Raw genomic sequence first — 26,042 nt, forward strand, 5'->3', positions numbered from 1 at the left:
ACCTCCCCCACACCGACACCCGGTCGGGGCCCGCGGGTCAGGGGCGTACGGCGACCTCGCCACGGACGATCGCAGCACCGGCCGCGAGCGCGCTCAGTTTGTCGAGCGAGACCGTCCTGGACAACGGCGCCATGCCGCAGTTCGTGCTGGGGACCAGTCGCTCCGGGTCGACGAACGCGAGCGCGCGGCGGAGGGTGTCGGCGACCTCCTCGGGGGTCTCCACGACGTCGCTCGCCACGTCGATGGCCCCGAGCATGACCTTCTTGCCGCGGAGCAGTTCGATGAGCTCGATCGGGACGTGGGAGTGGATGCACTCCACCGACACGATGTCGATGCTGGACTGCTGCAGCAGCGGGAACGACGTCTCGTACTGACGCCATTCCGGACCGAGGGTCGCCTTCCAGCTGGTGTTCGCCTCGATGCCGTAGCCGTAGCAGATGTGCACGGCCGTCTCCGCACGGAGGCCCTCCGCCGCGCGCTCGAGCGCAGCGACGCCCCAGTCCCGCACCTCGTCGTGGAAGACGGTGAACGCGGGCTCGTCGAACTGGACGATGTCAACCCCGGCCGCTTCGAGCTCCCGGGCCTCCTCGTTCAGGATGGTCGCGAACTCCCACGCCAGCGCCTCCCGGCTGCCGTAGTGGCGGTCGGCCAGCGTGTCGACCATCGTCATCGGACCCGGGAGCGCCCACTTGATCGGCCGGTCGGTCTGCTGGCGGAGGAACGCGGCGTCGTCGACGAACACCGGGTGCTGACGGCTCACGGCCCCGACGACCGTCGGCACGCTCGCGTCGTACCGGTCGCGGATGCGGACGGTCGCCTTCCGCTCGAGGTCGACGCCGTCGAGGTGTTCGATGAACGTCGTCACGAAGTGCTGGCGCGTCTGCTCCCCGTCGCTGACGATGTCGATGCCGCGCCGCTCCTGCTCGTGAACGGCGGCCCGCAGTGCATCCTGCTTGCCCTCAATGAGTGCGGCGCCCTCCAGTTCCCAGGGGGACCAGAGCCGCTCCGGCTCGGCGAGCCAGGACGGCTTCGGCAGGCTGCCGACGATCGAGGTGGGCAGGAGTGCGTTCATGGTCACGGTCCTCTGGTGGTCAGCGGGTGGGAGTGGTCGAACGGGCCGCCCAGCGGGCGAGGAGTTCTCGGTGCGGCCGGACGAAGTGCTCCTCCGCGTACCGCCCCTGCGTGATCGCGAGCTGGCTGCGCTCGACGCGGTCGTAGGCGATGTCCGTCCGAGCGTGGTCCTGGTGGTCGAGGCGCGGGCGGTAGATGCTGCCGGCGGCCGAGTTGGCGTTGTAGATCTCGGGCCGGTAGATCTTCTGGAACGTCTCCATCGTGCTGATCGTGCCGATGAGCTGGAGGTTCGAGTAGTCGTTGAGCAGGTCGCCGCGGGAGTAGAAGGCGAGCGGCGCTGCTCCTCCGCGCGGCATGAAGGTGCGCACCTGCAGCCCCATCCGCCCGAAGTACTCGTCGGTCAGCGAGGACCCGTCGCGCTCGTACTCGACGCCGAGGACCGGATGGTGGTTCTCGGTCCGGCGGTACGTCTGACTCGTCGAGACGCTGATGCAGATCACGGGATGCACTGAGAAGCGTTCGCGGTACGCGGCTGATCCGGTGAAGTCCCGGAAGAGGAGCCCGTGGAGGTCGCCGAAGCCGTCCGGCACGGTGGGGGCCGCGGCGGACCCGTTCACCGACGGCAGCAGGACCGCGAAGTCGTAGTCGCGGAGGTACGACGAGAAGTTGTTCCCCACGATGCCCTGGTGACGCTCGCCCGTGCGCTCGTCGACGATCTGGACGTCGAGCATCTCGAGCAGCGGGAACTCCCCGTCGTCGCCGTCGGCGGTGAACTGCACCGTGACCGACACGATCTCGAGCTCGACGCGGTACCGGTCCCGCCCCGGGTTGTCCCACGTCGCGAGCTCGTTGAACCGGCGGTCGATCATCGCGATCACGTTCCGGAGGTTCTGCTGACGGTGCTCGCCGCGGGCGAGGTTCGCGAAGTTCGTGGTCAGCCTCGAGGTGTCCGAGGGCGTGTAGTGCTCGTCGAAGGGGGTGGTGGTGATGCGGTACCTGGGGTCGTTCGTCATGTGCGGTCCATCCGGGAGCTGCGCGGCCGATGAGCCGGGGAGGTCGGTGGCTCCATGGTGGCGGCAGCACCCGGCCATCGGGTAACTCGCTCCATCGATGGCTTGCCATAGGCTGCGCCTGTGCCACGGACAGCGAACGACATCACCCTGCAGCAGCTCCGGTACTTCATCGAGGTGGCGGCGGAGGGGTCGATCAGCGCGGCGGCCGACATCCTCTACGTCGCCCAGCCGACCCTCTCCGCGGCCATGAAGGACCTGGAGGCCCGCGTGGGCCGCGCGCTCCTCGTCCGCTCCGCTCGTGGGGTCGTGCTCACCACCGACGGCGTCGAGTTCCTCGGGTACGCCCGGCAGGTCGTCGAGCAGGTCGCGCTCCTCGAACAGCGGTACGTCGGTCGGCCGCCGTCGCGCCGTCTCCTCGGGGTGTCCACACAGCACTACTCGTTCGCCGTCGAGGCGTTCGTCCGGATGGTCGAGGCGACCGACGCCGGCGAGTACGAGTTCTCGCTGCGCGAGACCCGCACCTGGGACATCATCGAGGACGTCCGGACGCTCCGGAGCGAGGTGGGCATCCTGTACCGGAACACGTTCAACCAGAACGTCATCGGCAAACTGCTCCGGGACGCGGGACTCGCGTTCCACCCGCTCTTCATCGCCGAGCCGCACATCTTCGTGGCTCGGGGGAACCCGTTGGCGTCCCGAGCGCGCGCGACCCTCGACGACCTCGCCGACCTCCCCCGGCTCACGTTCGACCAGGGTGCGAACAACTCCTTCTACCTGGCCGAGGAGATCCTCTCCACCCTGTCGAGCAAGCGGGAGATCCGGGTGTCCGACCGGGCCACGATCTTCAACCTCATGACCGGGCTCGACGGGTACACGATCTCGACGGGCATCATCAGCGACGACCTCGACCCCGCGATCGTCGCCGTCCCGCTCGACGTCGACGAGCGCATCGAGATCGGGTGGATCGCCCACGCCTCGATCCCCCTCACCGAGCAGGCACAGCGCTACCTGGCGGAGGTGCGGGCGGTGGTCAGCGGATTCGGGGTGGCCGTGCTGGGTTAGGAGGCACTCGGCGCGCGCGACACGAGCTGCGGCCGGCGGAGTGTTCGGTCTATTCGCGGATACCAGTGGTGGCGAGGTCCGCGGATCCAAGCGCTGGCGGCCGTTCCACGGGTTTCGGGGATCTGTTCCACGACCCCACCGAGCCCGAAGCTCAGCCCGGTCGCCCCATGCCGTCTTGCCCGCACGATCGCGACGCTTCATTCGTGATTTGCGGACACAATCCGTGGGCTCCGCACCCCTGCGCTCCGCGCCAGTCTCCCGCTGAGATTGCGATTCAGATTTCGCCGAGGAATTCGAGCACCGAGGACGGCTCCTCGATGAGCGGCGGGAGCAACCCGTTGAACGTGACGACGTGCGGCATCGCGATGTGCTCGCGGAACGCGGACTCGTCCTCGTACTGCTCCCACACCACGAACCGCCGCGCGTCGTCCCGGTCCTGAAACGCCCGGAACTGCACCGTCCCCGGGTCGGACCGGACCAGCTTGCCGAGCGCGCCGATGCGCCACGCGACTTCGGTCTCGGACCCCTCACGCGCGGTGAAGCGGGCGACGAGCGCGATCACGACGCGACCTCGGCGAGTGTCGGCGGGTTCGCGCCGTGCCGACCGACGGTGATCGCCGCGCACGCGAGCGCGAAGGACCCGATCGCCGACGACGACGCGGTGCCGCCCGCGACGAGTAGCGCGTGCACGAGCCCGGCCATGAACGAGTCGCCGGCGCCGATGGTGTCGACGACCGACGCCGGGGCGGCCGGGAGCGCGATCCGCTCCGACGGTGTGGCGACGACGCACCCGGCCCCACCCGTCGTCACCGCGGCGAGCCGTGTGGGGCCGTCGAGGATCCGGTCGAGCACGCGGTCCACGGGGTCGCCGGGGTAGAGCCACGCGGCGTCCTCGTCGCTCAGCTTCACGACGTCCGCCGCGTCGAGGAGCGGTTCGAGCCACCCGAGGACGGCCGCCCGGTCGGGTGTGATGGTCGGTCGGACGTTCGGGTCGACGGTGAGCAGTGTGTCACCCGGGCGGCGCAGAGCGATCTCCCGCACGTCCGCGGCGCCCGGTCCGAGCACCGCCGCGATCGACCCGACGTGCAGGACCGCCGTCGACGCCGGCACTTCGATCCGACCCGGCAACCAGGAGAGGTCGAACCGGTAGGAGGCCGACCCGTCCGCAGCGATCGTCGCGACGGCCGTCGAGGTGCGCGCGATCGGGACCGCATCGAGGTCGACGCCGTTCGCCTCGATGTGCGCTCGAACCGATGCGCCGTCCTCGTCTTCGCCGAGACAGGTCACGAGCCGCGTCGCGTGCCCGAGCCGGGCGAGCCCGACGGCGACGTTCATCGGGCCCCCGCCGGGTACCCGGGAGACGGTGCCGCGCGCCACGACGTCGACGAGCGCCTCACCCACAACGGTGACCTCAGACATTCGTCTTGAAGCCCTGCACGAACATCCGTTGGAACGCGAGGAACACGATGAGCGTCGGGAGCGACACGAGCAGCGCACCCGCGAGCACGACCGGCGGCCCGACGGTCCCGTAGGAGCCCTGGAGCCCGGCGAGCGCCGCCATGACCGGCCGGACGGATGTCGAGAACGACAGCGTGATGCCGAAGAGCAGCTCGTTCCACACCCAGACGAATTGGAAGATGAACGCGGCGGCGAGCGCAGATCTCGACAGCGGCAGGTAGAACTGCGAGAACACCCGCCACCAGTTCGCGCCGTCGAGCTGCGCAGCCTCGGATATCTCGGGCGGAAGCGTGATCATGTGGTTCCGCATGATGAAGAACGAGAACGGGACGCACGTCGCCGTGTAGATGAGGAACAGGCCGAGCTGGCTGTCGTAGAGCCCTGTGTCGGCGTACCCGGTGAACAGCGGGCGGAGGAACGCCTGGAGTGGGAACAGGGACCCGGCGTAGATCAGCCAGAACCAGAACACCCGCCCGCGCCCGGGGATCGCGCTGACCGCGAAGCCGGCGAGGGACGCCACGAGCACGGCGAGCACGCCGCAGACGACCGCGTAGAGCAGCGAGTGGAGCATCGCCGGGCCGAAGTCTGCGGTCTGGAATGCGGTCGTCATGTTCTGGAACAGAGCGAACCCGCTCGGCCACCAGACGACCTGCCCGGTGTAGGACTTCGTCGACGAGAACGCGTTCACGACGAGCAGGTACGTGGGGACGAGCCAGAGTGCGGAGAGGACGACGACGACGACGTCGCGGACGATTCGCATGAGGTTCACCGATCGCTGAGCTGGCGTCGGAGGTACGTGATGGACACCCCGACGACGATGACGGACAGGATGACGGCGATGGCGGCGCCGGTGCCGGGACGCTGGAGCACGAAGCTCTGCCAGTACATGCTCACCGCGAGCGTCTCGGTCTGCCGGCCGGGACCGCCCTGCGTGAGCACCCAGATGAGGTCGAATGACTTCAGCCCGTTCGCGAGGCTGATGCCGAGGACGACGGCCGTCGTGGCGCGCATCTGCGGGAACACGATGGCGAAGAACCGTCGCATCCCGGAGACGCCGTCGAGTGCCGCGGCCTCGATCGTCTCCCGCGGGACGCCTTGGAGACCGACGAGGTAGAGGATCACCGCGACGCCGGTCGCCTGCCAGGAGTTCGCGACGATGAGCGAGACCGTGTCGAGTGGCCAGGACAGCAGCCAGCCGGCCCCGTGCAGGCCGAACGCGGACAGCGCCGTGTTGATCGCGCCGTCGTTCTGCAGCATCGCGTTCCACACGATCGCGACCGCCGAACCCGACAGCGCGTAGGGCAGCACGACCGCGAGCCGCGCGTACCGCCCCCAGCGGGTCGCGTTCGTCATCGCCGCGATCGCGAGGCCGAGTCCGCCCGGGATGATGACGGTCCCGACGAGCCAGATGACGGTGTTGAGCAGCGACCGGAGGATCGCTGGGTCCCCGAGCACCTGGGCGTACGAGCCGAACCAGACGAATGCCGGGTTCGTGAACCGGTCGTCGAAGAAGCTGCGCCAAATCGTCGCGACGGCGGGGACGAGCGCGAACACGCCGACGAGCACCACCGCGGGGACGAGGAACCCGGCGCGGGCGAGCACGCTGCTCCGCGGTCGGCGGGACACGGCGGAGTTCCACCGCGACGGTCGGAAGCCGGAGTCGGCGACCGGCACCGTGCCTCCAGGCCGGTCGGATCCCGCGTCCTCGCGGGTCGGATCGATGGCGGTCATGCTGCGGTCTCCTCGTGCCAGTAGCCCCACTCGGTGTCGCCGCGCGAGTCCATGCTCGACGCGAGCGTCGAGACGGACCCGGGCGAGGCCATGAAGCCACCGAGGTCCTGCAGGTTGCCGTTGATCAGCGCGGGCGGCGAGTTCTCGTAGTACCGGTTCGCGATCTTCAGCCCGGACTCCTCGACGATCTTCTGGATCCGCCGGCTCGGCGCGTTCGACCAGGCCACCTGCGGGTTCGCGGAGCTGCCGGACAGGAAGTCCGACCACTGCCGCTGCGGACGCGGGTCCAGCCAGTGCCGGAGGATCTCGACGGTCTTCCCACGGTTGACGCCCTTTCGCGGAACGATGAGCCCCGCCGTCTCCGTGATGATCGACGTCGTCGCGGAGCCGTCCATGTTCGGCAGGATGAACGTGTCGTATCCGCTCGTGGGCTTCAGTCCGGTCCCGTCGATCGACTGCGTCTCCCAGCTCACGGCCTCGGCGAACATACCGATCGTCTGCTTCTGCAGCATCGCCGGGAAGTCGTCGATGACGCTGTCCGCCGAGGTGAACCAGCCCTTGTCGATCCACTCCTTCCAGAGGTTCAGGAACGCGATGCCCTTCGGGTCGGACCACTTCGCGCGGTTCGCGCAGAGGTCCTCGTACCACTGGGCGTCGTAGGAGAGCGCGAACACGCTCATCCACACCGCGATCGGCCACGAGTTCACCTGGGTCGCGCCCATCGGGGTGACGCCCGCGGACTTCAGGGTCGTGCAGGCGGTGATGAACTCGTCCCAGGTCGTCGGCACCGTTATGTCGAGCCTGTCGAACAGCTGCACGTTGTAGAACATGACGTAGTACCCCTGCTGCAGCGGCATCGCATAGGTCGCGCCGTGGTAGCGGAAGATGTCCTGCAGGCCGGCGGGGACCCAGCCATTCGCGATCGACTCCTTCCAGACGTCGTCGAGCGGGTACAGAGCGCCGGTCCGAGCGATGTCCTGCAGCTGGTAGCCGCTGCCCCACTTCGCGACGTCCGGCGGGTTCGTCGTCTGCAGCTGCGACTGGATGACCTGCTGGTACGAGGCGCTGGTCGGGACGGACCGCGGGGCCAACGTGGCACCGGCGAGCGTCTTCAGGTACTTGTTCGCGGACTGGAACCCGGGGCTCCACGTCGGGACGTCGTTGAAGAACGCCACCTCGCCGGAGCCCGCGGAAACGCTCGGGCTGGCGCAGGCGGCGAGGAGCCCGAGCAGCCCGAGGCTGCCCGCTCCCACGAGGAACTGTCGTCGCTCCATCGCTGACCTTTCCGTCCGGGAGGCACGGACCACCGTGTCCGCGTCGCACCCGACACCGTTGCCACCATATGGACGTCCCGACCCGGGACGAAGCCCGCTCTGACGCGGAAAGGCCCGGAATCACGCGGAATGACGGCGAGTTTCGGCACTGTTGCGCCTTGACAACGGTGTCAGGGTTATCGTCCGGATCATGCTCGAACGACGACCCACGATCCGCGACGTGGCGGCGCACGCCGGCGTGGGCTTCAAGTCCGTGTCGCGCGTCATCAACGACGAGGGACACGTTTCGGATGCCCTCCGGATCCGGATCGAGACGTCCATCGCGGCGCTCGACTACCGGCCGAACGCCGCGGCACGGGTGCTCCGCAAGTCGGTGACCCGGTCGATCGGGTTCGTCTGCCCGGAGATCGCCGAGCCCGTCCAGTCCCGGCTCGCGCAGGCCGTCGAAACCGTCGCTGCCGACGAGGGATCGACGCTGACGATCACGCTGACGCACAGCGACGCGTCGCGCGAGCGCGCGGCGATCGAGTCCCTCGTCTCGCGGCAGGTCGACGGCATCGTGCTCGTCCCCGCCGGCGGTTCGATCCGCTACCTGACCCGAATCGCCCGCGGGGTGCCGGTCCTGCTCCTCGACCGGCTCGGCTCCGGGTTACCCGCCGACGCCGTGCTCTCCGACAACACCGGCGGAGCCGCCACCGGCACCGCGCGGCTCGTCGCGGCGGGACACCGGCGGATCGCCTTCGTCGGCGACTCCGACGAGCTCTTCACACAACAGGAGCGCTACGACGGGTACTGCGCTGCCCTGGTCGACGCCGGGATCGCGCTCGATCAGCGGCTCGTCTACCGAGCGATCCCCGACGTCCGTCGACTCCGGCAGCAGCTCGAGTTCTGGCGACGGTCACCGAACCCGCCGACCGCGTTGTTCAGCGCGAACTCCGTCGCGACGATGACGCTGCTCGAGGCGATCGGTGACTGGCACCAGCCCGACCTCGTCGCGTTCGACGACTTCCCGCTGGCGGACGTCGTCCGCGGCGGTGTCACCGTCGTCGCTCAGGACGTCGACACGATGGGCCGGGTCGGCGCGCAGACGCTCTTCCGCCGACTCGCGGGCGACGGCGGTTCACCGATTACGACCCGGGTGAGCACCGCCCTGATCGAGCGCGGAGCGCTCGCCCGCTCCGCTTCCTGACCAACCGGCAACCACCACCGACGAAGGAGTTCACCCTTGCCGAACGTCTACTACCAGTTCCCCGGCACCTGGTTCGGGGACTGCATGCCCCTGTACGCCCGCGGCGCGTTCCAGCTGTTCCACCAGCGCGACACCCGACGTCCGATCCCGTTCGGGGAGCCGTTCGGCTGGGCACTCGCCCGCACCACCGACTTCGTGCACTACGAGGACCTCGGCGAGGTCATCCCCCGCGGCGGCGACGACGAGCAGGACCAGTTCATCTTCGCCGGGAGCGTGTTCGAAGCGAACGGCCGCTTCCACGCGATGTACACCGGTTACAACCGCGACTACCCGGCGCTCGGCAAGGCCGCGCAGGTGATGATGCTCGCGACGAGCGATGACCTCGTGCACTGGGAGAAGACCGGGACGCAGATCGCCGTCCCGCAGCCCGGGTACGACCAGGACGACTGGCGCGACCCGTTCGTGCTCCGCGACGAGGAACACGACCGCTGGGTGATGATCCTCGGCGGCCGACTCCCCGGCGAGCGGGTGCAGACCGGCCGCACCGTCTGGTTCTCGAGCCCGGATCTCGAGACCTGGGAGTTCCAGGGCGACTTCTGGGCACCCGACCTGTACTCGATGCACGAGATGCCGGACCTGTTCCAGATGGGCGACTGGTGGTACTTGCTCACCACCGAGTACAGCGACCGGAGCAAGACCGTGTACCGCATGAGCCGGTCCATGTTCGGACCCTGGTCGGCTCCGGTCGACGACGCGTTCGACGGCCGCACCTACTACGCCGCCCGGTCGGCCTCGGACGGCGAGCACCGATACCTGTTCGGCTGGGTGCCGACGAAGGAGGGCGAGCAGGACCTCGGCGCCGAGCAGTGGGGCGGCACGCTCGTCGTGCACGAGGTCCTCCAGCGCGCCGACGGATCGCTCGGCGTCGGGATCCCGGAGGGTGTCGCGGCGGCATTCCCGCCCGCCGATCCACTGCCGGCGGCGACTGTGTCCCGCGAGGACGGCCGCGCCGCGGCGCACCTCGCCGACGCCCCGGGTTCAACGTACTCGGTTGAGGCCACCATCTCCGTCGCGGCGGGCACCCGGTCGGTTTCGTTCCGGATCGCCGCGGAGGCCGCGACCGGCGACGCCTACGCGTTCACCATCGCGCCCGGCGAGCAGCAGCTGCGGTTCGATAAGGTCCCGAACTACCCGTGGTTCCGGTACGACGCGCGGGGCCACGACCGACCGATCACGATCGAGTCGGGCGCCGACATCAGCGTCCGCATCGTCGTCGACGAATCGATCGCGACCATCTACGTCGGCGACGTTGCGCTGAACGCGCGGATGTACGATCGGCGCGGATCGGGGATCTCTGTCGAGGTCGTCGACGGTTCCGTCGACGTCCGCGGCGTCACGGTCGCCGCATTCGCCGCCGCTCGGTCCCTGGCAGACGCGTAGACGGCCGGTTCCGGCTCGGCAGGGAGGCGCGGTGCAGGCCCGTACCGCGCCTCCTGGCTGGGTGGGCGGTCGCCAGGCCTCCGGCTGCCGCGGTCAACCCGGCCGCCCTAACTGCGGGAAATATCAAAGTGATCCGGCCGACGGACCGATCGCCCCACCCCTCCGCCCCTGTGCGGCCGGCTCCGCCTCCAGGATTCGAACCCGGACCCCACAGCTCCAAAGGCTGATGTGCTGCCGTTACACCAAGGCGGACCACGCCCGAGGGCGCCCCGACATCATCCCATGCAGCATCCGCCGCCCCGTGCGCGTGCCGACCAGCGCCACCATCAGCCGGCCGGGAGGCCCACCACCAGCCCGCGCCGTCCCTCCCGTCCGGTGGCGCACCGGACCCCCCGCCAGCCGGGAGGCCCACCACCAGCCCGCGCCGTCCCTCCCGTCCGCCGCCACCGCTGCCATGATGGACGGATGCCGCAGGAGGACGAGGTCGACCGCATCGTCGCGGCGTGGCATCGCGAGCGACCGGACCTCGACTTCACACCGCTGCACGTGCTGTCGCGGGTGGGGCGGCTCGCCCGGCACCTCGACCGCGCGCGGCGGACGGCGTTCGCGGCCGGGGACATGGAGTCGTGGGAGTTCGACGTCCTGTCGGCGCTGCGCCGCGCGGGTGAGCCGTACGAGCTGAGCCCGAAGGCGCTGCTGCAGCAGACGCTGGTGTCGAGCGGCACGATGACGAATCGCGTGGACCGCCTGGCGGACCGCGGGCTCGTCGAGCGGCGGACGGACCCGAGCGACGGCCGAGGGGTGCTCGTCACGCTGACGCCCGAGGGTCGGACGGCGGTCGACGCCGCGATCGCGGGACTGGTCGAGGCCGAGGCTGCGATCCTCGCGGACCTCTCCCCCACCGACCGGACGCAGCTGGCGGGGCTGCTCCGCTCGCTGAGCATCAGCCTGGGCGACTGAGCCGTGCGCACGGTCCAGTCGTTCCTGACCGAGACGGTTCCGCGGGTCGTCGAGCCGGTGCTCGACGCGATGCTCACGCCGGACGAGCGCGCGTTGGTCCATGTGCAGCTCGAGCGGCGCGAGACCTGGACGCGGCGACTCCCCGCGATGCCCGCGACGCCTTCCGACGGCGAACCGGTCCACATCGGCGCGGGGTTCGTTCCCGACCGGGAGGCCGTCCCTCCGCGCCCGGCCCCCGTCCGATCCGACAGCCGGTTGGGTGGGAACGACTACGTCCTGGCGATGTCGGTGCCCGGGCACGGCGTCGGGGTGCCCCTCGTCGAGGACGAGTCCGACGCACAGTTCGCCTGGCGCTTCGCCAACGACGTGCAGGACTTCGTCGCCGAGAGCCCCTTCGCGTGGGGACAGCGCCGCCCGCTGCCGGACTGGGTGCACGACCCCTGGGCCTGAGCCGGCTCCGGGCCGGACTGCGCGCCCCGACGACAACTGCGCGGTCGTCAGCGCGGCGCACTTGTCGTCGGCACGCGCAGTCGTGCCGAACCGCGTCGCGCCCGCCCGGCCGGCCCCTACGCCCCGAGCAGCTCCGCGACCTCGAGCCACCGCGTCTCGAGCTGCTCGAGCTCCGCATCGACCGCCGCGAGCTTCGCCTGCAGGTCCCCGAGCCCGGCGTAGTCCGCCTGGTCGTGCGCCGCGAACGCGTCGAGCACCTGCTGCCGGTCCTGCCCTGCGCGGGCGATGCGCCGGTCGAGCGAGGACATCTCCTTCTCGGCGGCCCGCCGGTCCGCACCGCTGACGGCCGGGAGGCCCGCCGCCGGGCCCGCACCGTCCCTCCCGGCCGACGCCGAACCGGCACCCGCCGCACCGACACCAGCCGAACCGGCAACAGCGCCACCGGCACCCGCGGAACCGGCGCCCCCGCGCGCGCCCGCACCGGCCGCCGCAGCCACCCGCGCCGTCGCGGCGGACGCGTCCCGCGGCGCGGCCGACCCGGCCGCACGGAGCCGCATGTACTCCTCGACCCCACCGGGCAGGTGCCGGAACCGGTGCCCGAGCACGGCGTACTGCTGGTCGGTGACCCGTTCGAGCAGGTACCGGTCGTGCGAGACGACGAGCAGGGTGCCGGGCCACGAGTCGAGTAGGTCCTCCATGGCGGCGAGCATGTCGGTGTCGAGGTCGTTGGTCGGCTCGTCGAGGATGAGCACGTTCGGCTCGTCGAGCAGGATGAGCATGAGCTGGAGGCGCCGCTTCTGCCCGCCGGACAGGTCCTTCACGGGGGTCGACAGCTGGGCCGACGAGAACCCGAGACGCTCGAGCAGCTGCGACGGCGTCATCTCCTTGCCGTCGGCGACGTACGTGGTCTTCTTGCGGCCGACGACCTCGCGCACGCGGTCCTCGGCGTACTGCTGCAGGTCGGCGAGCTGCTGGTCGAGCATCGCGATCTGCACGGTCTTGCCGGTCTTGACCTTGCCGCTCGTGGGCTGGATCTTCTGGGACACCAGCCCGAGCAGCGTCGACTTGCCCGCACCGTTCGGGCCGAGGATCCCGGTCCGCTCCCCCGGTGCGATGCGCCACTCGACGTGCTCGAGCACGGGTTCGGGCGCCTCGGGCCACTGCACGCCGGCGTCGAGCACGTCGACGACGTCCTTGCCGAGCCGCGCGGTCGCCATCTGCGACAGGGCGACCGTGTCGCGCACGGGCGGGACGTCGGCGATGAGCTCGTTCGCTGCGTCGATGCGGAACTTCGGCTTGCTCGTGCGGGCCGGCGCGCCGCGGCGCAGCCACGCGAGCTCCTTCCGCATGAGGTTCTGTCGGCGGGACTCGGTCGCGGCGGCCATCCGGTCCCGCTCCACCCGTTGCAGCACGTACGCGGCGTACCCGCCCTCGAACGGCTCGACGATGCCGTCGTGGACCTCCCACGTCGTCGTCGAGACCTCGTCGAGGAACCACCGGTCGTGCGTGACGACCACGAGCCCGCCCTGGTTCGCCGCCCACCGCTTGCGGCAATGCTCGGCCAGCCAGGCGATGCCCTCGACGTCGAGGTGGTTCGTCGGCTCGTCGAGGAACAGCACGTCCCAGTCCCCGACCAGGAGGCGCGCCAACGCCACCCGACGCCGCTGGCCGCCCGACAGGTCGTCGACCAGGCCGTCCCAGTCGACGTCCGCCACGAGTCCGCTGATCACATCGCGGATGCGCGCGTCCCCGGCCCACTCGTGCTCGGCGAGGTCACCGACCACGACGTGGCCGACGGTCTCGCCCGCGGGCAGGTCGTCGCGCTGGTCGAGGAACCCGACGGTCACGCCGCGACGCTGGGTCACCCGGCCGCCGTCGGGCTCGATCCGCTGTGCGAGCAGGCTCATGAGCGTCGACTTGCCGTCGCCGTTGCGTCCGACGACGCCGATCCGGTCGCCCTCGTCGATGCCGAGCGAGACGCTGTCGAAGACGACGCGCGTCGGGTACTCGAGGTGCAGGTTCTCAGCGCCAAGCAGATGTGCCACCCCTTGAGGGTAGGCGGACGGGGCCGTGCGCGCGGTCGCGGCCCCGCTCCTCCCGTTCGTGCACGCTCCCGAGCGAGCGTCCCGAGCGCGGCCCGAAGTGCGGGTCCCGACGACAAGTGCGCATGCGGGCGCGTGCGCACTTGTCGTCGGCATGCGCGGTTCCCGTGCGTCAGGCCGCGTAGCCGCCCGACGCGATGTCCTCGACGAGCGTCGGACCCGTCGGTGTCCAGCCGAGGACCTCCTGCGTACGGGTGCTGCTCGCCGACAGGTCCATGCCGAAGAACATCCCCATGAAGCCGAAGTGCTCCTGCGCCGCCGCGGGGTCGATCGACTCGACGGGGAGGCCGTCCGCACCGCCGATGGCCTCCGCGATCGCCTTCGTGGGGACGCCCTCTTCCGCCACGATGTGCAGAACGAGGCCCGGCGTGGCCTGCTCGAGGCCGAGACGCACGGCCCGCGCGGCATCCCGCACGTGGACGGCTGCCCAGCGGTGCTCGCCGTCGCCGATGTACGCGGCCGATCCAGCACGACGGTCGGCGTCGGCGATGATCTTGACGAAGCCGTGGTCCCCGGCCCCGTGCACCGACGGCGCGAAGCGCAGGCTCACGGGGACGACGCCGTGCTCCGCGAACTCGAGCGCGAGGTTCTCCGTCCCGCCGCGCGGTGCGTCCGGCCCGTGGCTCGGGTTCGGGTCCGCCTCGGTCGCAGGACGCCCGGGGGTCAGCCCGGCGACGCCCGCCGCGACGAGGAACGGCTTGCCCGTGCCGACGAGCGTGTCACCGATCGTCTGCACGGCCGCACGCTCGGTCCGGTTCGTCCCGGCCTGGTCCGACCAGTCGTGCTTGTTCGCCAGGTGGATGACGGCGTCGGCGCGCTGGCTGCCGGTGCGGAGGGCGTCGAGGTCGTCGAGGTCGCCGCGGAGGACCTCCGCTCCCTTGCCCTCGAGGCTCGCGGCTGAGGCGTCCGATCGTGCCAGGCCGATGACCTGGTGTCCGTTCGCGATCAGCTCGTCCGTGACTGCGGTCCCGATCCAGCCCGATGCTCCTGTGATGAAGGCGCGCATGGCGTGGCCTCCTCCCGGTCGCGGACGCGCCGCGACCCTCGATGTCAGTGTCTGACATGGACAGTAGCACCGAAGTCAGTCGCTGTCATCAGTATGATCGTCGGATGGTTCGATGGACACCCGGGACGCGGGATCGGCTCCGCGACGCTGCCCTCGAGCTCTTCGCCCAGCAGGGCATCGAGGAGACGACCGTCGCCGAGATCGCCGCTGCCGTCGGGGTGACCGAGCGCACGTTCTTCCGCCACTTCGCGGACAAGCGCGAGGTCCTGTTCGCCGGGCAGGAGCACTTCCAAGCGGCGTTCGTCGACGCGGCCGCCGGAGCGCCTCGGGACACCACGCCGCTCGAGGCGGTCCGCCTCGCGGTGATCACGGGAGGGTCCTGGTTCGAGGACGAGCACCGCGCGTTCTCCCGCCGCCGACAGGGCGTCATCCTGGCAAACTCCGGCCTGTACGAGCGGGAGCTCCTCAAGATGGCGGCGCTGTCCCGTGCCATGCGTGACACACTGCGCGCCCGTGACGTCGACGAACCCACAGCGACGCTCGCGGCCGAAACCGGCACGATGGTGTTCCGACTCGCGTTCGAGCAGTGGATCGCGGACGACGAGACCCGTTCGGTGCCCGAGATCGCCCGAGAACGCTTCGAGCAGCTCGACGCACTCCACGCCGCGGACTAGCGTCGCACCCTGCGCCGCACCTGTCCTGAACCGGATCGCAACGCGGCGAGCGGCCTCGCGGCACCCGTCGGACGACGACTGACCCGAGCGCGGCCAGGAACACGAGGTCCGGCGCAGCGTAAGCGCTCGAGCTCGCCTTCCGGATCGAGGCACCACCGGCGCGCGCGATGGTGGTCCCGCCTCCCGGTCTCGAGGACGCGTTCCCAGTCGTCCCGCCCTGGTCGGACTCCGCCGAGGAGGATCGCCCACTCGATCGCGTCCTCGAAGCACATCCTCGGCGTTCGCAGATGCTCCTTCACGACCTCGCGGCTCCCGCCCAACTGCAGGTGGAGGTGCGGAAGTCGGTAGGTACTCCGACCATCGGGGTGCCAGTGCATCAGGAACACCTCTTCCGCGCGCAGGACGAAGCGGTACCGGTAGGCGGACGTCGACACGCTCCACCCGCCCGGGCGCTGTCGGAGCAGATAGTGCATCTGCGCGTCCAAGCGCATGCCGCTCCCGAGGTCCACACCCTTGCCGCCGTTGAGGTCCCAGGCTCTCGTTCGGCCCGGGTCACTCGGCGCCTCGCCGGTCGTGATCTTCGCAGCGGTGGGCAAGCAGGCAACGGCTCGACGCAGCGGCTCCATGAACCGCTCGACGGCCTGCCTTGGTGTCCGTGCTGCCACGGGTCAATCAGCGAACGGAAGCATGAGGATCAGGCGGATGATCTGATCGTCGTCGATGCCGTCGTAGGCACCAGCTTCGAGCCGTGCCCGAAAGGTCTCGAGCGGAATGCCGAGCGTCTCGCGCACGGCTTCGTCCACCATCGCCCGCCCCTGCTCCGCCGTCAGTTCTTCGACCACCACCGTGTCGAGCGTTCCCGGTTCCATGTCACTCCCCCGCGACCAGACCCCCTGGCCCTCATCGCGATGGAGCCTATGCCGCGAACAGCGGCACCCCAGCATCGCGTGTATGTCGTACATCGGACAGCCGCGAGCGGACGAGGGGTGGGGCGCGGCTGGCCGCTGACCTCGCCCGTCCGTTCCGGAGCGGAGAGGACGCGCCGCCACGGAGGACGTGGTGTGCTCCCGAACGACGGATCAGCTGTCGGACGACGACCAGGTCGTCGGTGTGGACAGACGCAGCATCTGCCGGGGCATGCAACGACGAACCCGATGCCGGACGACGATCGGTTCGTCGAAATCAGGCGGAAGGGGGTCCGGGGCGGAAGGGTGGGGCGGGCGGGGGCTACAGCGCCGCCACCCACTCGTCCGTCCCGTCGGTGAACCGCTGGTGCTTCCAGATCGGCACCTCGTCCTTGACCCGGTCGACGAGCGCGGAGCACGCCGCGAAGGCCTCGGCCCGATGCGGTGACGCCACGACGGCCGCGAGCGCGACGTCCCCGACGACGAGGTCCCCGACCCGGTGCAGGACCCCGATCCGGACACCGGGGTGCTCCCCTGCGACCGCCCCGGCAACCCGCGCGATGACGGCCGCGGCCGTGGGGTGCGCCTCGTACCCGAGCGCGTGCACGCCCTTGCCGCCGTCGTGGTCGCGCACGACCCCGGCGAAGGTCACGACCGCACCGTCGGCGTCGGTGGGGACCACGGCCTCCAGCTCGCCGACGCTGATCGCGCGGTCGACGACGTCGGCGCGCACGACGACGTCGGCGCGCACGACGACGTCGGGGAGGCCCGGCTCGCCCCCGCCACCGGACCCGGCTCGGTCAGCACCATCGACAGGGAGGCCCGGGGCCGCGTGCGCCCCGCCGCGCTCGTCGCTCACGACGCACCTCCGGCACCGCGGGGCGCGTGTCCCTCGCCGGCGACCTGGTCGAGCAGGTGGTCGAGCACGCCGTCGATGACGTCGAGGCCGTCGCGGACACCCCCGCGCGACCCGGGCAGCGTGACGACGAAGGTCCCGCCCGCGGCGAGGCCGGCCACACCGCGGGTGAGCAGGGCGCGGGTCGATGCCTGGGCCCCGCGCCGACGGAGCTCCTCGATGATCCCGGGGATCTCGAGGTCGATGAACGGCGCGACGGCCTCGGGCGTGCGGTCGGTCGGGGTGACACCGGTGCCACCCGTGAGCACGACGATCCTGGCGCCGCCGGCGAGTTCGGCCGCGACGATGTCGGCGATCGGGCCGCCGTCGGCCACGATGACAGCGCTCTCGACACTGAACCCGCGCTGCCGCATCCAGTCGCAGATCACGGGGCCGGTGGTGTCGAGGGACTCGTCCGCGGCGGCCTGGGTGGACACGACGACGACGGCACCGCGGCCGCGACCGGCGGAGGACGTCCCGGACCCGGCTCCGGCCGCAGCCCCGGTCCCGAAATCGGCCCCGGCGGCGTTCGCCGGCGTCGGTGCCCCGGTCGCCGGCACGTCCCCGCTCACGACGCGCTCCAGTCGCCCGAGCGGCCGCCGTGCTTCTCGAGCACCCGGACGTCCGTGACGACGGCGCTGCGGTCGACGGCCTTGACCATGTCGTAGACGGTCAGGGCCCCGACGCTCGCGCCGGTGAGGGCCTCCATCTCGACGCCGGTGCGGGCGGTGGTGCGGACGGCGACGGTGACGACGACCCGGTCGTCCTGCCCCGTGACCTCGACCTCGACGCCGCTGATCGGCAGCGGGTGGCAGAGCGGGATGAGGTCGCTCGTGCGCTTGACGGCCATGATCGCCGCGATGCGGGCGGTGCCGACGACCTCGCCCTTCGGGAGCGTGCCGTCGAGGATGCGGGCGACGACGTCCGGTCGGGTGACGAGCGTCGCCGTGGCCGTGGCGGACCGGGTCGTGACGTCCTTCCCCGAGACATCGACCATGTGCGCCGAGCCGTCGGGGCGGACGTGGGAGAGCGCGTCGGTCATCGGATCCTCCAGGTGGTCAGGACGTCGCCCGGCGACACGGTGTCCGTGCCGACGGGGACGTGCACGAGGTGCGTCGCCTCGGCGAGGTGCGCGAGCAGGTGGGAGCTCGGTCCGCCGACGAAGCGGATCGTGCCGTCCTCCACCCTGCCCCGTCGGATCTGGTGTTTCCCGGACGGTGACGCGGCGGCCTCTCCGGCGGGGAACGACTCGGCCGGACGGTCGGGCAGGCCGGCGTGGCGGGCGAACACGGGGCGCAGGAAGACCTCGAACGACACGAGGGCCGACACGGGGTTGCCGGGGAACGCGACGACGGGGACCGCCCGGTGGCCGAAGGGCACGGAGCCGAACGCCTGCGGCCCGCCGGGCTGCATGGCGACCCCGGTCACGGTGAGTCCGGCGGGCTCCAGGGCCTCGCGCACGACCTCGAACGCACCCATGCTGATCCCGCCCGTGGTGACGACGAGGTCGGCCCAGTCGCCGACGGCCGCGGTCACCGCGCCCCGGAACCGGTCGACGTCGTCGGGCACCCGGACCGCGCGGGTCTCCGCGCCCACCTCGGCGAGCGCGGCGCGGAGCGCGGCACCGTTCGCGTCGCCGATGGTCGCGCCCGCCACGCCCCCGCGGTCGGCACCGGCACCGCCGGCACCATCGGGCGGTGCGACCTCCGAGCCCGTCGACACGACGAGGACCCGTGGTCGCCGGACGAGCGTCACCCGCTCGACCCCTGCGGCGCCGAGCAGACCGAGCAGGGCGGGCGTGCACGCCGCCCCGGCGGTCGCGAGCACCCCGCCGACCGGGAGGTCCGACCCCCGTCGCCGCACGAACGTCCCGACCGCGGGTGGCTCGGCGATGGTCACGGACGGCAGGTCGAGCGCGGCGGGGAACCGGCCGGGCGGGACCGCCTCGACCGGCACGACGACGTCGGCACCCGCGGGGACGGCCGCCCCGGTCATGATCGGCGCGGCCGTACCGGGCGCGAGCGGCAGCGGGGCGGCGCCGGCAGCGATCGGGGCCACCACGCGGAGGGGGACGCCGGCGTCGGCGGCGCGGAGCGCGAACCCGTCCATCTGACTGTTGTCGAACGGCGGCAGGTCGATCGGGGCGGTGATGCCGACGGCGAGGACGCGGGCGGCGTGCCCGGCGAGGGGCTCCGCGGCGAGGTCGTCGACGAGGCGGTCCTCCCGGCCGCCCGGCGCCACGGCGAGTGCCGCGAGCACGGGGGCGACGAGGTCCGCGATCGCGAGCCGGTGGTCCTCGATGGTGCGCATCGTGCTCCTCGTCGTCCGGATCGTCCGGGCTGCTGGAGACATGCCTAACGTCAGCCGAACGTCTGCCGATAGCGTAACCGGGACCTCGCTCTGCCCCCGGAAGGACGCCACCACGTGGACAGCTCCACCCCGCTCGACGATCCCCACGCCGACTCTGCAAGCACACCGACCGACGCCGTGCCCATCGGCGTGATCGGCGGGTCCGGCCTGTACTCGCTGTTCGCCGAGGGCACGGCGACCGAGATCGAGGTCGACACCCCCTACGGGCGCCCCTCGAGTCCGATCACCGTCGGCACCATGGCGGGGCGCCGGGTCGCGTTCCTCACCCGGCACGGGCGGGAGCACTCGGTGCCGCCGCACCGGATCGAGTACCGGGCGAACGTCTGGGCGCTGCGGTCCCTCGGCGTGCGCGCGATCGTGTCGAGCTCGGCCGTGGGCGGTCTGCACCCCGAGTACCCGCCGGGGACCTTCGTCGTGACGGACCAGGTCGTCGACCGGACGTGGGGGCGGCAGGACACGTTCTTCGACGAGGGCGGCGTCCAGCACCTGTCGTTCGCCGACCCGTTCGACCCCGTGCTGCGGCGCATCGCGGTGCGGGCGCTGACCGATCTCGGTGTGCCGTTGCAGCCGACCGGCACCTGTGTCGTCATCCAGGGCCCGCGGTTCTCGACCCGCGCCGAGTCCGTGTGGATGCGCGAGGCGGGCGGTCACACCATCAACATGACGATGTCACCCGAGGTGCAGCTCGCCGCCGAGCTCGGCATCGGGACCGTGAACCTGTCGTTCGTGACGGACGCCGACGCCGGGCTCGCACCGGCCGAGGACGCACCGGCCGCCGACGCACCGGCCGCCGACGCAGGGGCCGACGCGGCGCCGGCCGACGACACCGGCGCCGTGACGCACCACCTCGTCATGGAGCGCCTCGCCGCGGCGAACGCGGTCATCGTCCACGCGATCGAGGCGATCGTCGGCGCAGTGCCCGACGACCACACCCCGCGCGAACTCGTGCCGGCCGAGGCGTCCGCGTCGGTCATGGCGCGGGCGGTCCGGGCATGACGGACGGCACCACGGCCTCCCGGCCGCACGGCGAGCACCTGCTCGTGACCGGCGGCGCGGGCTTCATCGGCTCGGAGATCGTGCGGCGCGCCGTCGCCGCGGGCTCCGCGGTGCGCGTGCTCGACTCGTTCCGCCCGGACGTCCACGGCGATCCGACGGGCCTGGTCGAGGAGCTCGACGCGCTCGGGGTCGAGGTCGTCCGCGGCGACGTGCGCGACGCCGACGTGGTGGACGCCGCACTCGTGGGCATCGACGTCGTGTGCCACCAGGCCGCCAAGGTGGGGCTCGGCGTGGACTTCCAGGACGCCCCGGACTACGTGTCGAGCAACGACGTCGGGACGGCGTCCGTCCTCGCCGCGATGGACCGCGCGGGCGTCGACCGGTTCGTCGTCGCGAGCTCGATGGTCGTCTACGGCGAGGGTGCCTACCGGACCTCCTCGGGGGACCCGGCGCGCCCGCCCGCACGCCGCCGCGAGGACCTCGACGCCGGCCGCTTCGAGCCCATCGGGCCGGACGGGCACCCGCTCGTGCCGGAGCTCATCGACGAGTCGGCCGCCCTCGACCCCCGGAACGTGTACGCGCAGACGAAGGCGGCGCAGGAGCACCTGGCGTCGACGTGGGCACGGGCCACCGGTGGCCGGGCGATCGCCCTGCGGTACCACAACGTCTACGGTCCGGGCATGCCCGCGAACACGCCGTACGCCGGCGTCGCATCGCTCTTCCGGTCCGCGATCGCCCGGGGCGAGGCACCCCGTGTGTTCGAGGACGGCGGCCAGCGCCGCGACTTCGTGCACGTCGCCGACGTCGCGGACGCGAACATCGCCGCCATCGCCGCCACGCGCACCGCGTCGCCGGACAGCTTCGCGGCCTACAACGTCGGCTCCGGCCACGTCCACACGATCGGTGACATGGCCGCCGCGATCGCCGGTCCGGACGGGCCCCAGCCGGTCGTCACCGGGGAGTACCGGCTCGGCGACGTCCGGCACGTCACGGCGTCGTCGGCCCGCATCGCGCGGGAGCTCGGCTGGTCGGCGCAGGTCGAGTTCGTCGCCGGGATGCGCGAGTTCGCCTCGGCGCCACTCCGGGCCCCGGTTCCGAGGGACACCACCCCGAGCACGACGGACGCCGCCACGGTGTCGACGGAGGCCTCCGCGGTTCCGACGGACGCCACCGCGGGCACGAGCGAGGACGATCAGGGCGGCTCGGAGGAGCCTCCCATCGATCTCCCGGCCCGCACCGAATGACCGGCATGACCGTCGACGTCGTCCTCCCCTGCCTCGACGAGGCCGAGGCGCTGCCCAGCGTCCTCACCCGCCTGCCCGATGGATACCGCGCGATCGTGGTGGACAACGGCTCGACCGACGGGTCCGCCGAGGTCGCCCGCGCGCACGGGGCGCTCGTCGTCACGGAGCCCCGACGCGGGTTCGGGTCGGCCTGCGCTGCCGGGGTCGCCGCCGCCACCGCCGACGTCATCGCGTTCTGCGACGCCGACGCCTCGATGGACCCGATGGACCTCGTCCCGCTCGTCGCACGGGTCACCGAGGGCCGCACGGACCTGGCTCTCGGCCGGCGACGTCCGACCGGGTCCGGCGCCTGGGCCCCGCACGCGCGGTTCGCGAACGTCGTCCTCGCCCGGCTCATGCGCGGTGCCACCGGGTACCGCCTGCACGACCTCGGCCCGATGCGGGCGATGTACCGCGAGGGTCTCGTCGCCCTCGACCTCCAGGACCGGCGGAGCGGCTACCCGCTCGAGATGGTCCTCGCCGCGCACCGCGCCGGATGGCGCGTCGACGAGTCGGACATCGGGTACGCGCAGCGCATCGGCGACAGCAAGGTCACGGGCACTCTGCGCGGCACCGTCAACGCCATCCGCGACATGTCACGGCTCCTCCGCCGGTACCGACGGGAGGACCGGCTCGACCCCGCCCGACCGACCCACCTCGACGACGGGACCGCTGCGCGGACCGCTGCCGCGCCTCCCGACCGGTCGACGGGCGTCCAGTCGGCGGGAGCGGACGCGACGGAGGTGCGCGCGTGACGACCGTGGTGCTCATCTGCAAGGAGTGCGTGCCCGGCCGTGTGAAGACGCGGCTCTCGCCTGCGCTCTCGCCGGTCGAGGCGGCCCGGGTCGCCGCGGCGAGCCTCGACGACACGATCGCCGCCGTGCTCGCCATGCCCGCCGAGCGACGGGTGCTCCTGTTCGACGGCGAGCACGTCCCCGCCGCCGCGGCGTCCTTCGACGTCCTGCACCAGGTGCGGGGCGACCTCGACGAGCGACTCGCGGCCATGTTCGACACCGTGGAGGGTGCCACCCTGCTCGTCGGCATGGACACGCCGCAGCTCACTCCGACGCACGTCGCCCCCGTGTTCGTCCGCGGCACCGACGGCCAAGAGGGCGCTGACCACGACGCGTGGTTCGGACCGGCCGCGGACGGCGGGTTCTGGGGCCTGTGGCTCCGCGAGCCGCGCGGCGACCTGGTCCGCGGCGTCCCGATGTCCCGCGACGACACCGGCGCGGTGCAGCTCGACCGGCTCCGCGCCGCCGGGCTGCGCGTCGGTCTGCTCGACGAGCTCCTCGACGTCGACACGATCGCCGACGCCGAGACCGTTGCCACGCTCGCGCCCGAGTCCCGGTTCGCGGCGGCGCTCGCCGCGGTGCGCGAGGACGACCCGGACGCCGGACGCGACCTCGAGGAGGCACGGCGATGACCACCGACACGATGCTCACCACCGGCGGCAGCCACGGAGGCGACGACCGCGACGCCGCGTTCGGCGCCGGCGGCGACGAGCCGTACGCGCAGGCCCTCGCGACCGACGGCCACATCCGGCTCCGCGACCCCGACCGCCCGGGACACGACGTGACGTTCGACGTCGGCCGCTGGAACGCTCCCGCCGACGAGGTGGACCTGTCCCTGCTCGAGGTCGTCGACGGTCCGCTCATCGACATCGGTTGCGGCCCCGGGCGGATGCTCGTCGCGGCGGGCCGGTTCGGGATCCCCGCACTCGGGGTCGACGTCTCCCCGGCTGCGGTCTCGATCGCCCAGCACGCCGGCGGCCGCGCGATCCAGGGTTCCGTGTTCGACCCCGTGCCCGACGAGGGCCACTGGGACACCGCGCTCGTGATCGACGGCAACATCGGGATCGGCGGGGACCCCGCGGCGTTGCTCGAGCGGTGCCGGGCGATCGTGCGCCCCGGCGGTCGGATCATCGTCGAGACGAACGCCGACCCGGACGCCGACCGCACCTACGACGCCCGCGTGGTGGACGCCGACGGCCGGACGAGCTCGGAGTTCCCCTGGGCCGAGGTCGGGCAGCGTGCGCTCCGCCGCGACGCCCGCGTCGCCGGGCTCAGGGAGTCGCAGCGCTGGACGGTCGCCGGTCGGTCGTTCTGCGAACTCCGCCGCTCCTGATCGACTGCACCGCCCCCCTTCCGTCCCCTTCCGCGAGATCGCAGTCGTTGCCGTTCTGGAGGCGCCCAGAGCAGCAACGACTGCGATCTCGCGGTCAGGGGAGGCCGGGGCCGGCCGGGCCCGAAGGGCCGGAGGCACCGGCAGGGCCGGAGGCGCCGACCCCGCCGACGCGGCGGCGCCGGGCGCCGCGGAGGCCCACCGCGACCGCGCCGACCGCCACGACCCCGAGCACGACCTCGGCGAGCACGAGCCGGAGGGTGTAGTCGAACGGCACCACGGTCGGGTTCTTCTCGTGGTGCGTCGCCTGGATCTCGGGCAGCACCACGAGGGCGAGCACCGCTCCGACGACGACGGCGACCTGCACGACGACGAGCGTCCACCCGGGCAGACGTCGCCCGGCCTTCCGCAGCAGCACCCCGACCAGCACGACGAACGGCGAGAGCACCCCGTCGTGGAGCACCACGGCGCCGATGAGCCACCACAGGAGCCCGACCGCCTTGTGCGGCCGCTCGACGGACCCGAGGGTCCAGGAGCCGAACGCGAGGACCGCGACCCCGACGAGCACGAGCACGAGCCGGGCGATCCGGACGCCCCGAGCGGTGGTGGGCGCGGTGCTCACGAGGTCACCTCGATGCTCGAGAGCCACTTCGTCTGGAGCACCCCGGGCCGGCCGGGCGCGATGATCCGTGCCGGGTAGCCGTGGTCGAGCGGGAGGTCCGCGCCGTTGACCTCGAGCGCGACGAGCGTCGTGGGATCGGCGGCGTACTCCGCGCCCATCTCCATCACGCGGTACCCGCCGTGTCGCTCGAGGCTCGTGACCCGCAGCGTGCTGGCCGCCGGGGCCCCGACGGCCCGGACGAGGTCGCGGATGCGGACGCCGCGCCAGGTCGCCATCTGGCTCCATCCCTCGACGCATGCGATCGGCAGCTCGACCGTGACGAGGTCCATGGCCCGCAGGTCCGCCCGCGAGAAGCGCTTGCGGACGCCGTTCGCGCACACCGTGAGCCCCCAGTCCCCCGCGCGGGCGGTCTCGGTCACCCCGGCGGCGTGGGCGGTGCGGTTCACGGGCAGGCCGGCCGGGCCGAGCCCACGCTGCCGCGGCGCGAAGAGGGTGAACGGCTCGCCCAGGCGGGAGGACTGCCCGACCGTGAGGACGACGACCGCGGCCACCGCGCCACCGACGGCGGTGAAGAGCCCGCGGCGCGCCAGGCGCTGCCGGCGTCCGTCCTGCGATGCGGCCGGAGGCAGGTCGCCGTCCCCCGCGCGGCCTCGCGGACCTCCGGGGTCCGCGTCGATCCACCGGAGGAGTCGGCCCGTGACCCCGCGGGTCGGCGCGGCGGACGACTGCCGGGCCTCCCGGCCGGAGCCCGCGCGAGCCGGCGCGGCGCCGTCGCCCGCGGGCACCGGATCCGGCACGAGCTCGCTGCGCACGGCGGGGTCGACGACGAACCGGCCCTCGGCGTCGTAGGAGTCCCGCGCACGCCAGTACCGGACGATGAGCGGGAGCTTCGCGCCGATGTGGATCGCGAGCGAGCCGATGAGCACGTACGACAGCGCGTAGTGCGTCTGCCGGAACGAGAACGGCCACGGGTACCACTGGTACGTGTTGACGAGGCCGGTGAGCACCTGGACGACCGCCGCCGACACGAAGACCGTGATGGAGGCCCGTTCCAGCAGGTGCAGCGGCCCACGGAGCGGGGGGTCCTGGACGAGCGCCGGCATGACCGTGTTCAGCTTGGCGAACAGGAGCGGGATGATCGCGATGCCGGTCGTGATGTGGAGGCCCTGCGTGAACTGGTAGAGCCGGGCCGGCCGCGTGGGGAACGTCATCCAGGGCAGCGGGTCCTGCAGGAAGTGGCTCCACAGTCCGGTCGCGAAGCACACGAGGAACGCGATGCCGAGCAGGCGCCCGAGCACGACCGCGGACCGGGCGTTGCGGTTCGGCGACGCCAGGCCACGGCGGAGGTCACGGAGCAGCCGACGCACGGCGTTCATCCTGGCAGCCCGACGACGCCGCTCGCCGTGGAACCGCCGGA

27 protein-coding genes and 1 tRNA gene are annotated in these 26,042 nt (G+C 72.0%); 11 read left to right on the forward strand and 17 right to left on the reverse strand.

What is annotated here, in order from left to right; genetic code table 11:
- Positions 1 to 37 precede the first annotated feature (37 nt).
- Positions 38 to 1,072 carry a methionine synthase gene (locus tag DEI88_RS12855; RefSeq protein ID WP_111072421.1) on the reverse strand — a complete coding sequence of 345 codons (1,035 nt, stop codon included), beginning with the start codon at positions 1,070 to 1,072 and terminating at the stop codon, positions 38 to 40.
- Positions 1,073 to 1,091: 19 nt separating this feature from the next.
- Positions 1,092 to 2,084, reverse strand: coding sequence for a putative oxygenase MesX (locus DEI88_RS12860; RefSeq protein WP_111072422.1), 993 nt, complete (start codon positions 2,082 to 2,084; stop codon positions 1,092 to 1,094).
- Between the two features lie 120 nt (positions 2,085 to 2,204).
- Between DEI88_RS12860 and DEI88_RS12865 the strand changes: the two genes are divergently transcribed.
- The gene (locus DEI88_RS12865; RefSeq protein WP_111072423.1) at positions 2,205 to 3,146 is read left to right on the forward strand and encodes a LysR family transcriptional regulator; all 942 of its coding nucleotides are present in this window, start codon (positions 2,205 to 2,207) and stop codon (positions 3,144 to 3,146) included.
- Between the two features lie 274 nt (positions 3,147 to 3,420).
- Here DEI88_RS12865 and DEI88_RS12870 read toward each other — a convergent pair whose 3' ends face one another.
- From DEI88_RS12870 to DEI88_RS12890, 5 genes are read right to left on the reverse strand one after another with little or no spacing between them, the layout of a single operon-like run.
- Entirely contained in the window at positions 3,421 to 3,708 is a 288-nt protein-coding gene (locus tag DEI88_RS12870) for a putative quinol monooxygenase (RefSeq protein ID WP_181441261.1), read from the reverse strand.
- Positions 3,705 to 4,565, reverse strand: a complete 861-nt coding sequence (locus DEI88_RS12875; RefSeq protein WP_111072425.1) for a carbohydrate kinase family protein — start codon at positions 4,563 to 4,565, stop codon at positions 3,705 to 3,707. Before DEI88_RS12875 ends, DEI88_RS12870 begins: the two co-directional genes overlap by 4 nt.
- Positions 4,558 to 5,364, reverse strand: a complete 807-nt coding sequence (locus DEI88_RS12880) for a carbohydrate ABC transporter permease (protein ID WP_111072484.1) — start codon at positions 5,362 to 5,364, stop codon at positions 4,558 to 4,560. Before DEI88_RS12880 ends, DEI88_RS12875 begins: the two co-directional genes overlap by 8 nt.
- Before the next feature lie 5 nt (positions 5,365 to 5,369).
- Positions 5,370 to 6,335 (reverse strand): carbohydrate ABC transporter permease, encoded by a 966-nt coding sequence (locus DEI88_RS12885; RefSeq protein ID WP_111072426.1) that lies wholly within the window; start codon positions 6,333 to 6,335, stop codon positions 5,370 to 5,372.
- Positions 6,332 to 7,609, reverse strand: a complete 1,278-nt coding sequence (locus DEI88_RS12890) for an ABC transporter substrate-binding protein (RefSeq protein ID WP_111072427.1) — start codon at positions 7,607 to 7,609, stop codon at positions 6,332 to 6,334. The genes DEI88_RS12885 and DEI88_RS12890 overlap by 4 nt, the downstream gene beginning before the upstream one ends.
- Positions 7,610 to 7,799: 190 nt before the next feature.
- On the opposite strand from DEI88_RS12890, the gene DEI88_RS12895 reads away from it, so the two are divergent.
- Entirely contained in the window at positions 7,800 to 8,798 is a 999-nt protein-coding gene (locus DEI88_RS12895) for a LacI family DNA-binding transcriptional regulator (RefSeq protein WP_111072428.1), read from the forward strand.
- A gap of 36 nt (positions 8,799 to 8,834) precedes the next feature.
- Positions 8,835 to 10,238, forward strand: coding sequence for a glycoside hydrolase family 32 protein (locus tag DEI88_RS12900; RefSeq protein WP_111072429.1), 1,404 nt, complete (start codon positions 8,835 to 8,837; stop codon positions 10,236 to 10,238).
- A gap of 180 nt (positions 10,239 to 10,418) precedes the next feature.
- Here DEI88_RS12900 and DEI88_RS12905 read toward each other — a convergent pair.
- Positions 10,419 to 10,490, reverse strand: a tRNA-Gln gene (locus DEI88_RS12905).
- A 213-nt stretch (positions 10,491 to 10,703) separates the two neighbouring features.
- Here DEI88_RS12905 and DEI88_RS12910 point away from each other — a divergent pair.
- Together DEI88_RS12910 and DEI88_RS12915 are read left to right on the forward strand one after the other, a co-directional pair.
- Positions 10,704 to 11,198, forward strand: a complete 495-nt coding sequence (locus tag DEI88_RS12910) for a MarR family winged helix-turn-helix transcriptional regulator (RefSeq protein WP_111072431.1) — start codon at positions 10,704 to 10,706, stop codon at positions 11,196 to 11,198.
- Positions 11,199 to 11,201: 3 nt separating this feature from the next.
- Entirely contained in the window at positions 11,202 to 11,648 is a 447-nt protein-coding gene (locus DEI88_RS12915; protein ID WP_111072432.1) for a hypothetical protein, read from the forward strand.
- 116 nt (positions 11,649 to 11,764) lie between these two features.
- Here DEI88_RS12915 and DEI88_RS12920 read toward each other — a convergent pair whose 3' ends face one another.
- Both DEI88_RS12920 and DEI88_RS12925 read right to left on the reverse strand, forming a co-directional pair.
- A complete protein-coding gene (locus DEI88_RS12920) occupies positions 11,765 to 13,693 on the reverse strand; it encodes an ABC-F family ATP-binding cassette domain-containing protein (RefSeq protein WP_111072433.1) in 1,929 nt (642 codons plus the stop codon).
- Positions 13,694 to 13,862: 169 nt separating this feature from the next.
- Positions 13,863 to 14,756, reverse strand: coding sequence for an SDR family oxidoreductase (locus tag DEI88_RS12925; RefSeq protein ID WP_111072434.1), 894 nt, complete (start codon positions 14,754 to 14,756; stop codon positions 13,863 to 13,865).
- Positions 14,757 to 14,860: 104 nt separating this feature from the next.
- Here DEI88_RS12925 and DEI88_RS12930 point away from each other — a divergent pair, with 104 nt between their 5' ends.
- Positions 14,861 to 15,430 (forward strand): TetR/AcrR family transcriptional regulator, encoded by a 570-nt coding sequence (locus DEI88_RS12930; RefSeq protein ID WP_111014066.1) that lies wholly within the window; start codon positions 14,861 to 14,863, stop codon positions 15,428 to 15,430.
- Positions 15,431 to 16,098: 668 nt separating this feature from the next.
- Here DEI88_RS12930 and DEI88_RS12935 read toward each other — a convergent pair.
- The 5 genes from DEI88_RS12935 to DEI88_RS12955 all read right to left on the reverse strand — a co-directional run bounded on the left by DEI88_RS12935 (position 16,099) and on the right by DEI88_RS12955 (position 19,540).
- On the reverse strand, positions 16,099 to 16,299 hold the full coding sequence (locus DEI88_RS12935; protein WP_146242912.1) for a hypothetical protein: 201 nt from the start codon (positions 16,297 to 16,299) through the stop codon (positions 16,099 to 16,101).
- 358 nt (positions 16,300 to 16,657) lie between these two features.
- Complete coding sequence (locus DEI88_RS12940; protein ID WP_502866971.1) at positions 16,658 to 17,194, reverse strand: molybdenum cofactor biosynthesis protein MoaE; 537 nt, start codon at positions 17,192 to 17,194, stop codon at positions 16,658 to 16,660.
- Positions 17,191 to 17,802 carry a MogA/MoaB family molybdenum cofactor biosynthesis protein gene (locus tag DEI88_RS12945; protein WP_111072437.1) on the reverse strand — a complete coding sequence of 204 codons (612 nt, stop codon included), beginning with the start codon at positions 17,800 to 17,802 and terminating at the stop codon, positions 17,191 to 17,193. Before DEI88_RS12945 ends, DEI88_RS12940 begins: the two co-directional genes overlap by 4 nt.
- A complete protein-coding gene (gene moaC, locus DEI88_RS12950) occupies positions 17,799 to 18,272 on the reverse strand; it encodes a cyclic pyranopterin monophosphate synthase MoaC (RefSeq protein WP_111010923.1) in 474 nt (157 codons plus the stop codon). Before moaC ends, DEI88_RS12945 begins: the two co-directional genes overlap by 4 nt.
- The gene (locus DEI88_RS12955) at positions 18,269 to 19,540 is read right to left on the reverse strand and encodes a molybdopterin molybdotransferase MoeA (RefSeq protein WP_111072438.1); all 1,272 of its coding nucleotides are present in this window, start codon (positions 19,538 to 19,540) and stop codon (positions 18,269 to 18,271) included. Before DEI88_RS12955 ends, moaC begins: the two co-directional genes overlap by 4 nt.
- Positions 19,541 to 19,654: 114 nt before the next feature.
- Between DEI88_RS12955 and DEI88_RS12960 the strand changes: the two genes are divergently transcribed.
- Genes DEI88_RS12960 through DEI88_RS12980 form a run of 5 tightly spaced genes read left to right on the forward strand, consistent with a single transcriptional unit; the run spans position 19,655 to position 24,006 of the window.
- Entirely contained in the window at positions 19,655 to 20,596 is a 942-nt protein-coding gene (locus DEI88_RS12960) for an MTAP family purine nucleoside phosphorylase (RefSeq protein ID WP_111072439.1), read from the forward strand.
- The gene (locus DEI88_RS12965) at positions 20,593 to 21,840 is read left to right on the forward strand and encodes an NAD-dependent epimerase/dehydratase family protein (RefSeq protein WP_111072440.1); all 1,248 of its coding nucleotides are present in this window, start codon (positions 20,593 to 20,595) and stop codon (positions 21,838 to 21,840) included. The genes DEI88_RS12960 and DEI88_RS12965 overlap by 4 nt, the downstream gene beginning before the upstream one ends.
- Positions 21,841 to 21,845: 5 nt before the next feature.
- Complete coding sequence (locus DEI88_RS12970) at positions 21,846 to 22,634, forward strand: glycosyltransferase family 2 protein (protein WP_309146561.1); 789 nt, start codon at positions 21,846 to 21,848, stop codon at positions 22,632 to 22,634.
- A complete protein-coding gene (locus DEI88_RS12975; RefSeq protein WP_111072441.1) occupies positions 22,631 to 23,305 on the forward strand; it encodes a TIGR04282 family arsenosugar biosynthesis glycosyltransferase in 675 nt (224 codons plus the stop codon). Before DEI88_RS12970 ends, DEI88_RS12975 begins: the two co-directional genes overlap by 4 nt.
- A complete protein-coding gene (locus DEI88_RS12980; RefSeq protein WP_258375142.1) occupies positions 23,302 to 24,006 on the forward strand; it encodes a class I SAM-dependent methyltransferase in 705 nt (234 codons plus the stop codon). The genes DEI88_RS12975 and DEI88_RS12980 overlap by 4 nt, the downstream gene beginning before the upstream one ends.
- A gap of 94 nt (positions 24,007 to 24,100) precedes the next feature.
- Here DEI88_RS12980 and DEI88_RS12985 read toward each other — a convergent pair whose 3' ends face one another.
- Together DEI88_RS12985 and DEI88_RS12990 are read right to left on the reverse strand one after the other, a co-directional pair.
- Positions 24,101 to 24,625, reverse strand: a complete 525-nt coding sequence (locus DEI88_RS12985; protein WP_111037085.1) for a hypothetical protein — start codon at positions 24,623 to 24,625, stop codon at positions 24,101 to 24,103.
- Positions 24,622 to 25,992, reverse strand: a complete 1,371-nt coding sequence (locus DEI88_RS12990) for a molybdopterin-dependent oxidoreductase (RefSeq protein WP_111072486.1) — start codon at positions 25,990 to 25,992, stop codon at positions 24,622 to 24,624. Before DEI88_RS12990 ends, DEI88_RS12985 begins: the two co-directional genes overlap by 4 nt.
- Positions 25,993 to 26,042: the final 50 nt, after the last annotated feature.

The sequence above is a fragment of the Curtobacterium sp. MCBD17_003 genome (assembly GCF_003234885.2).
GTDB lineage: Bacteria > Actinomycetota > Actinomycetes > Actinomycetales > Microbacteriaceae > Curtobacterium.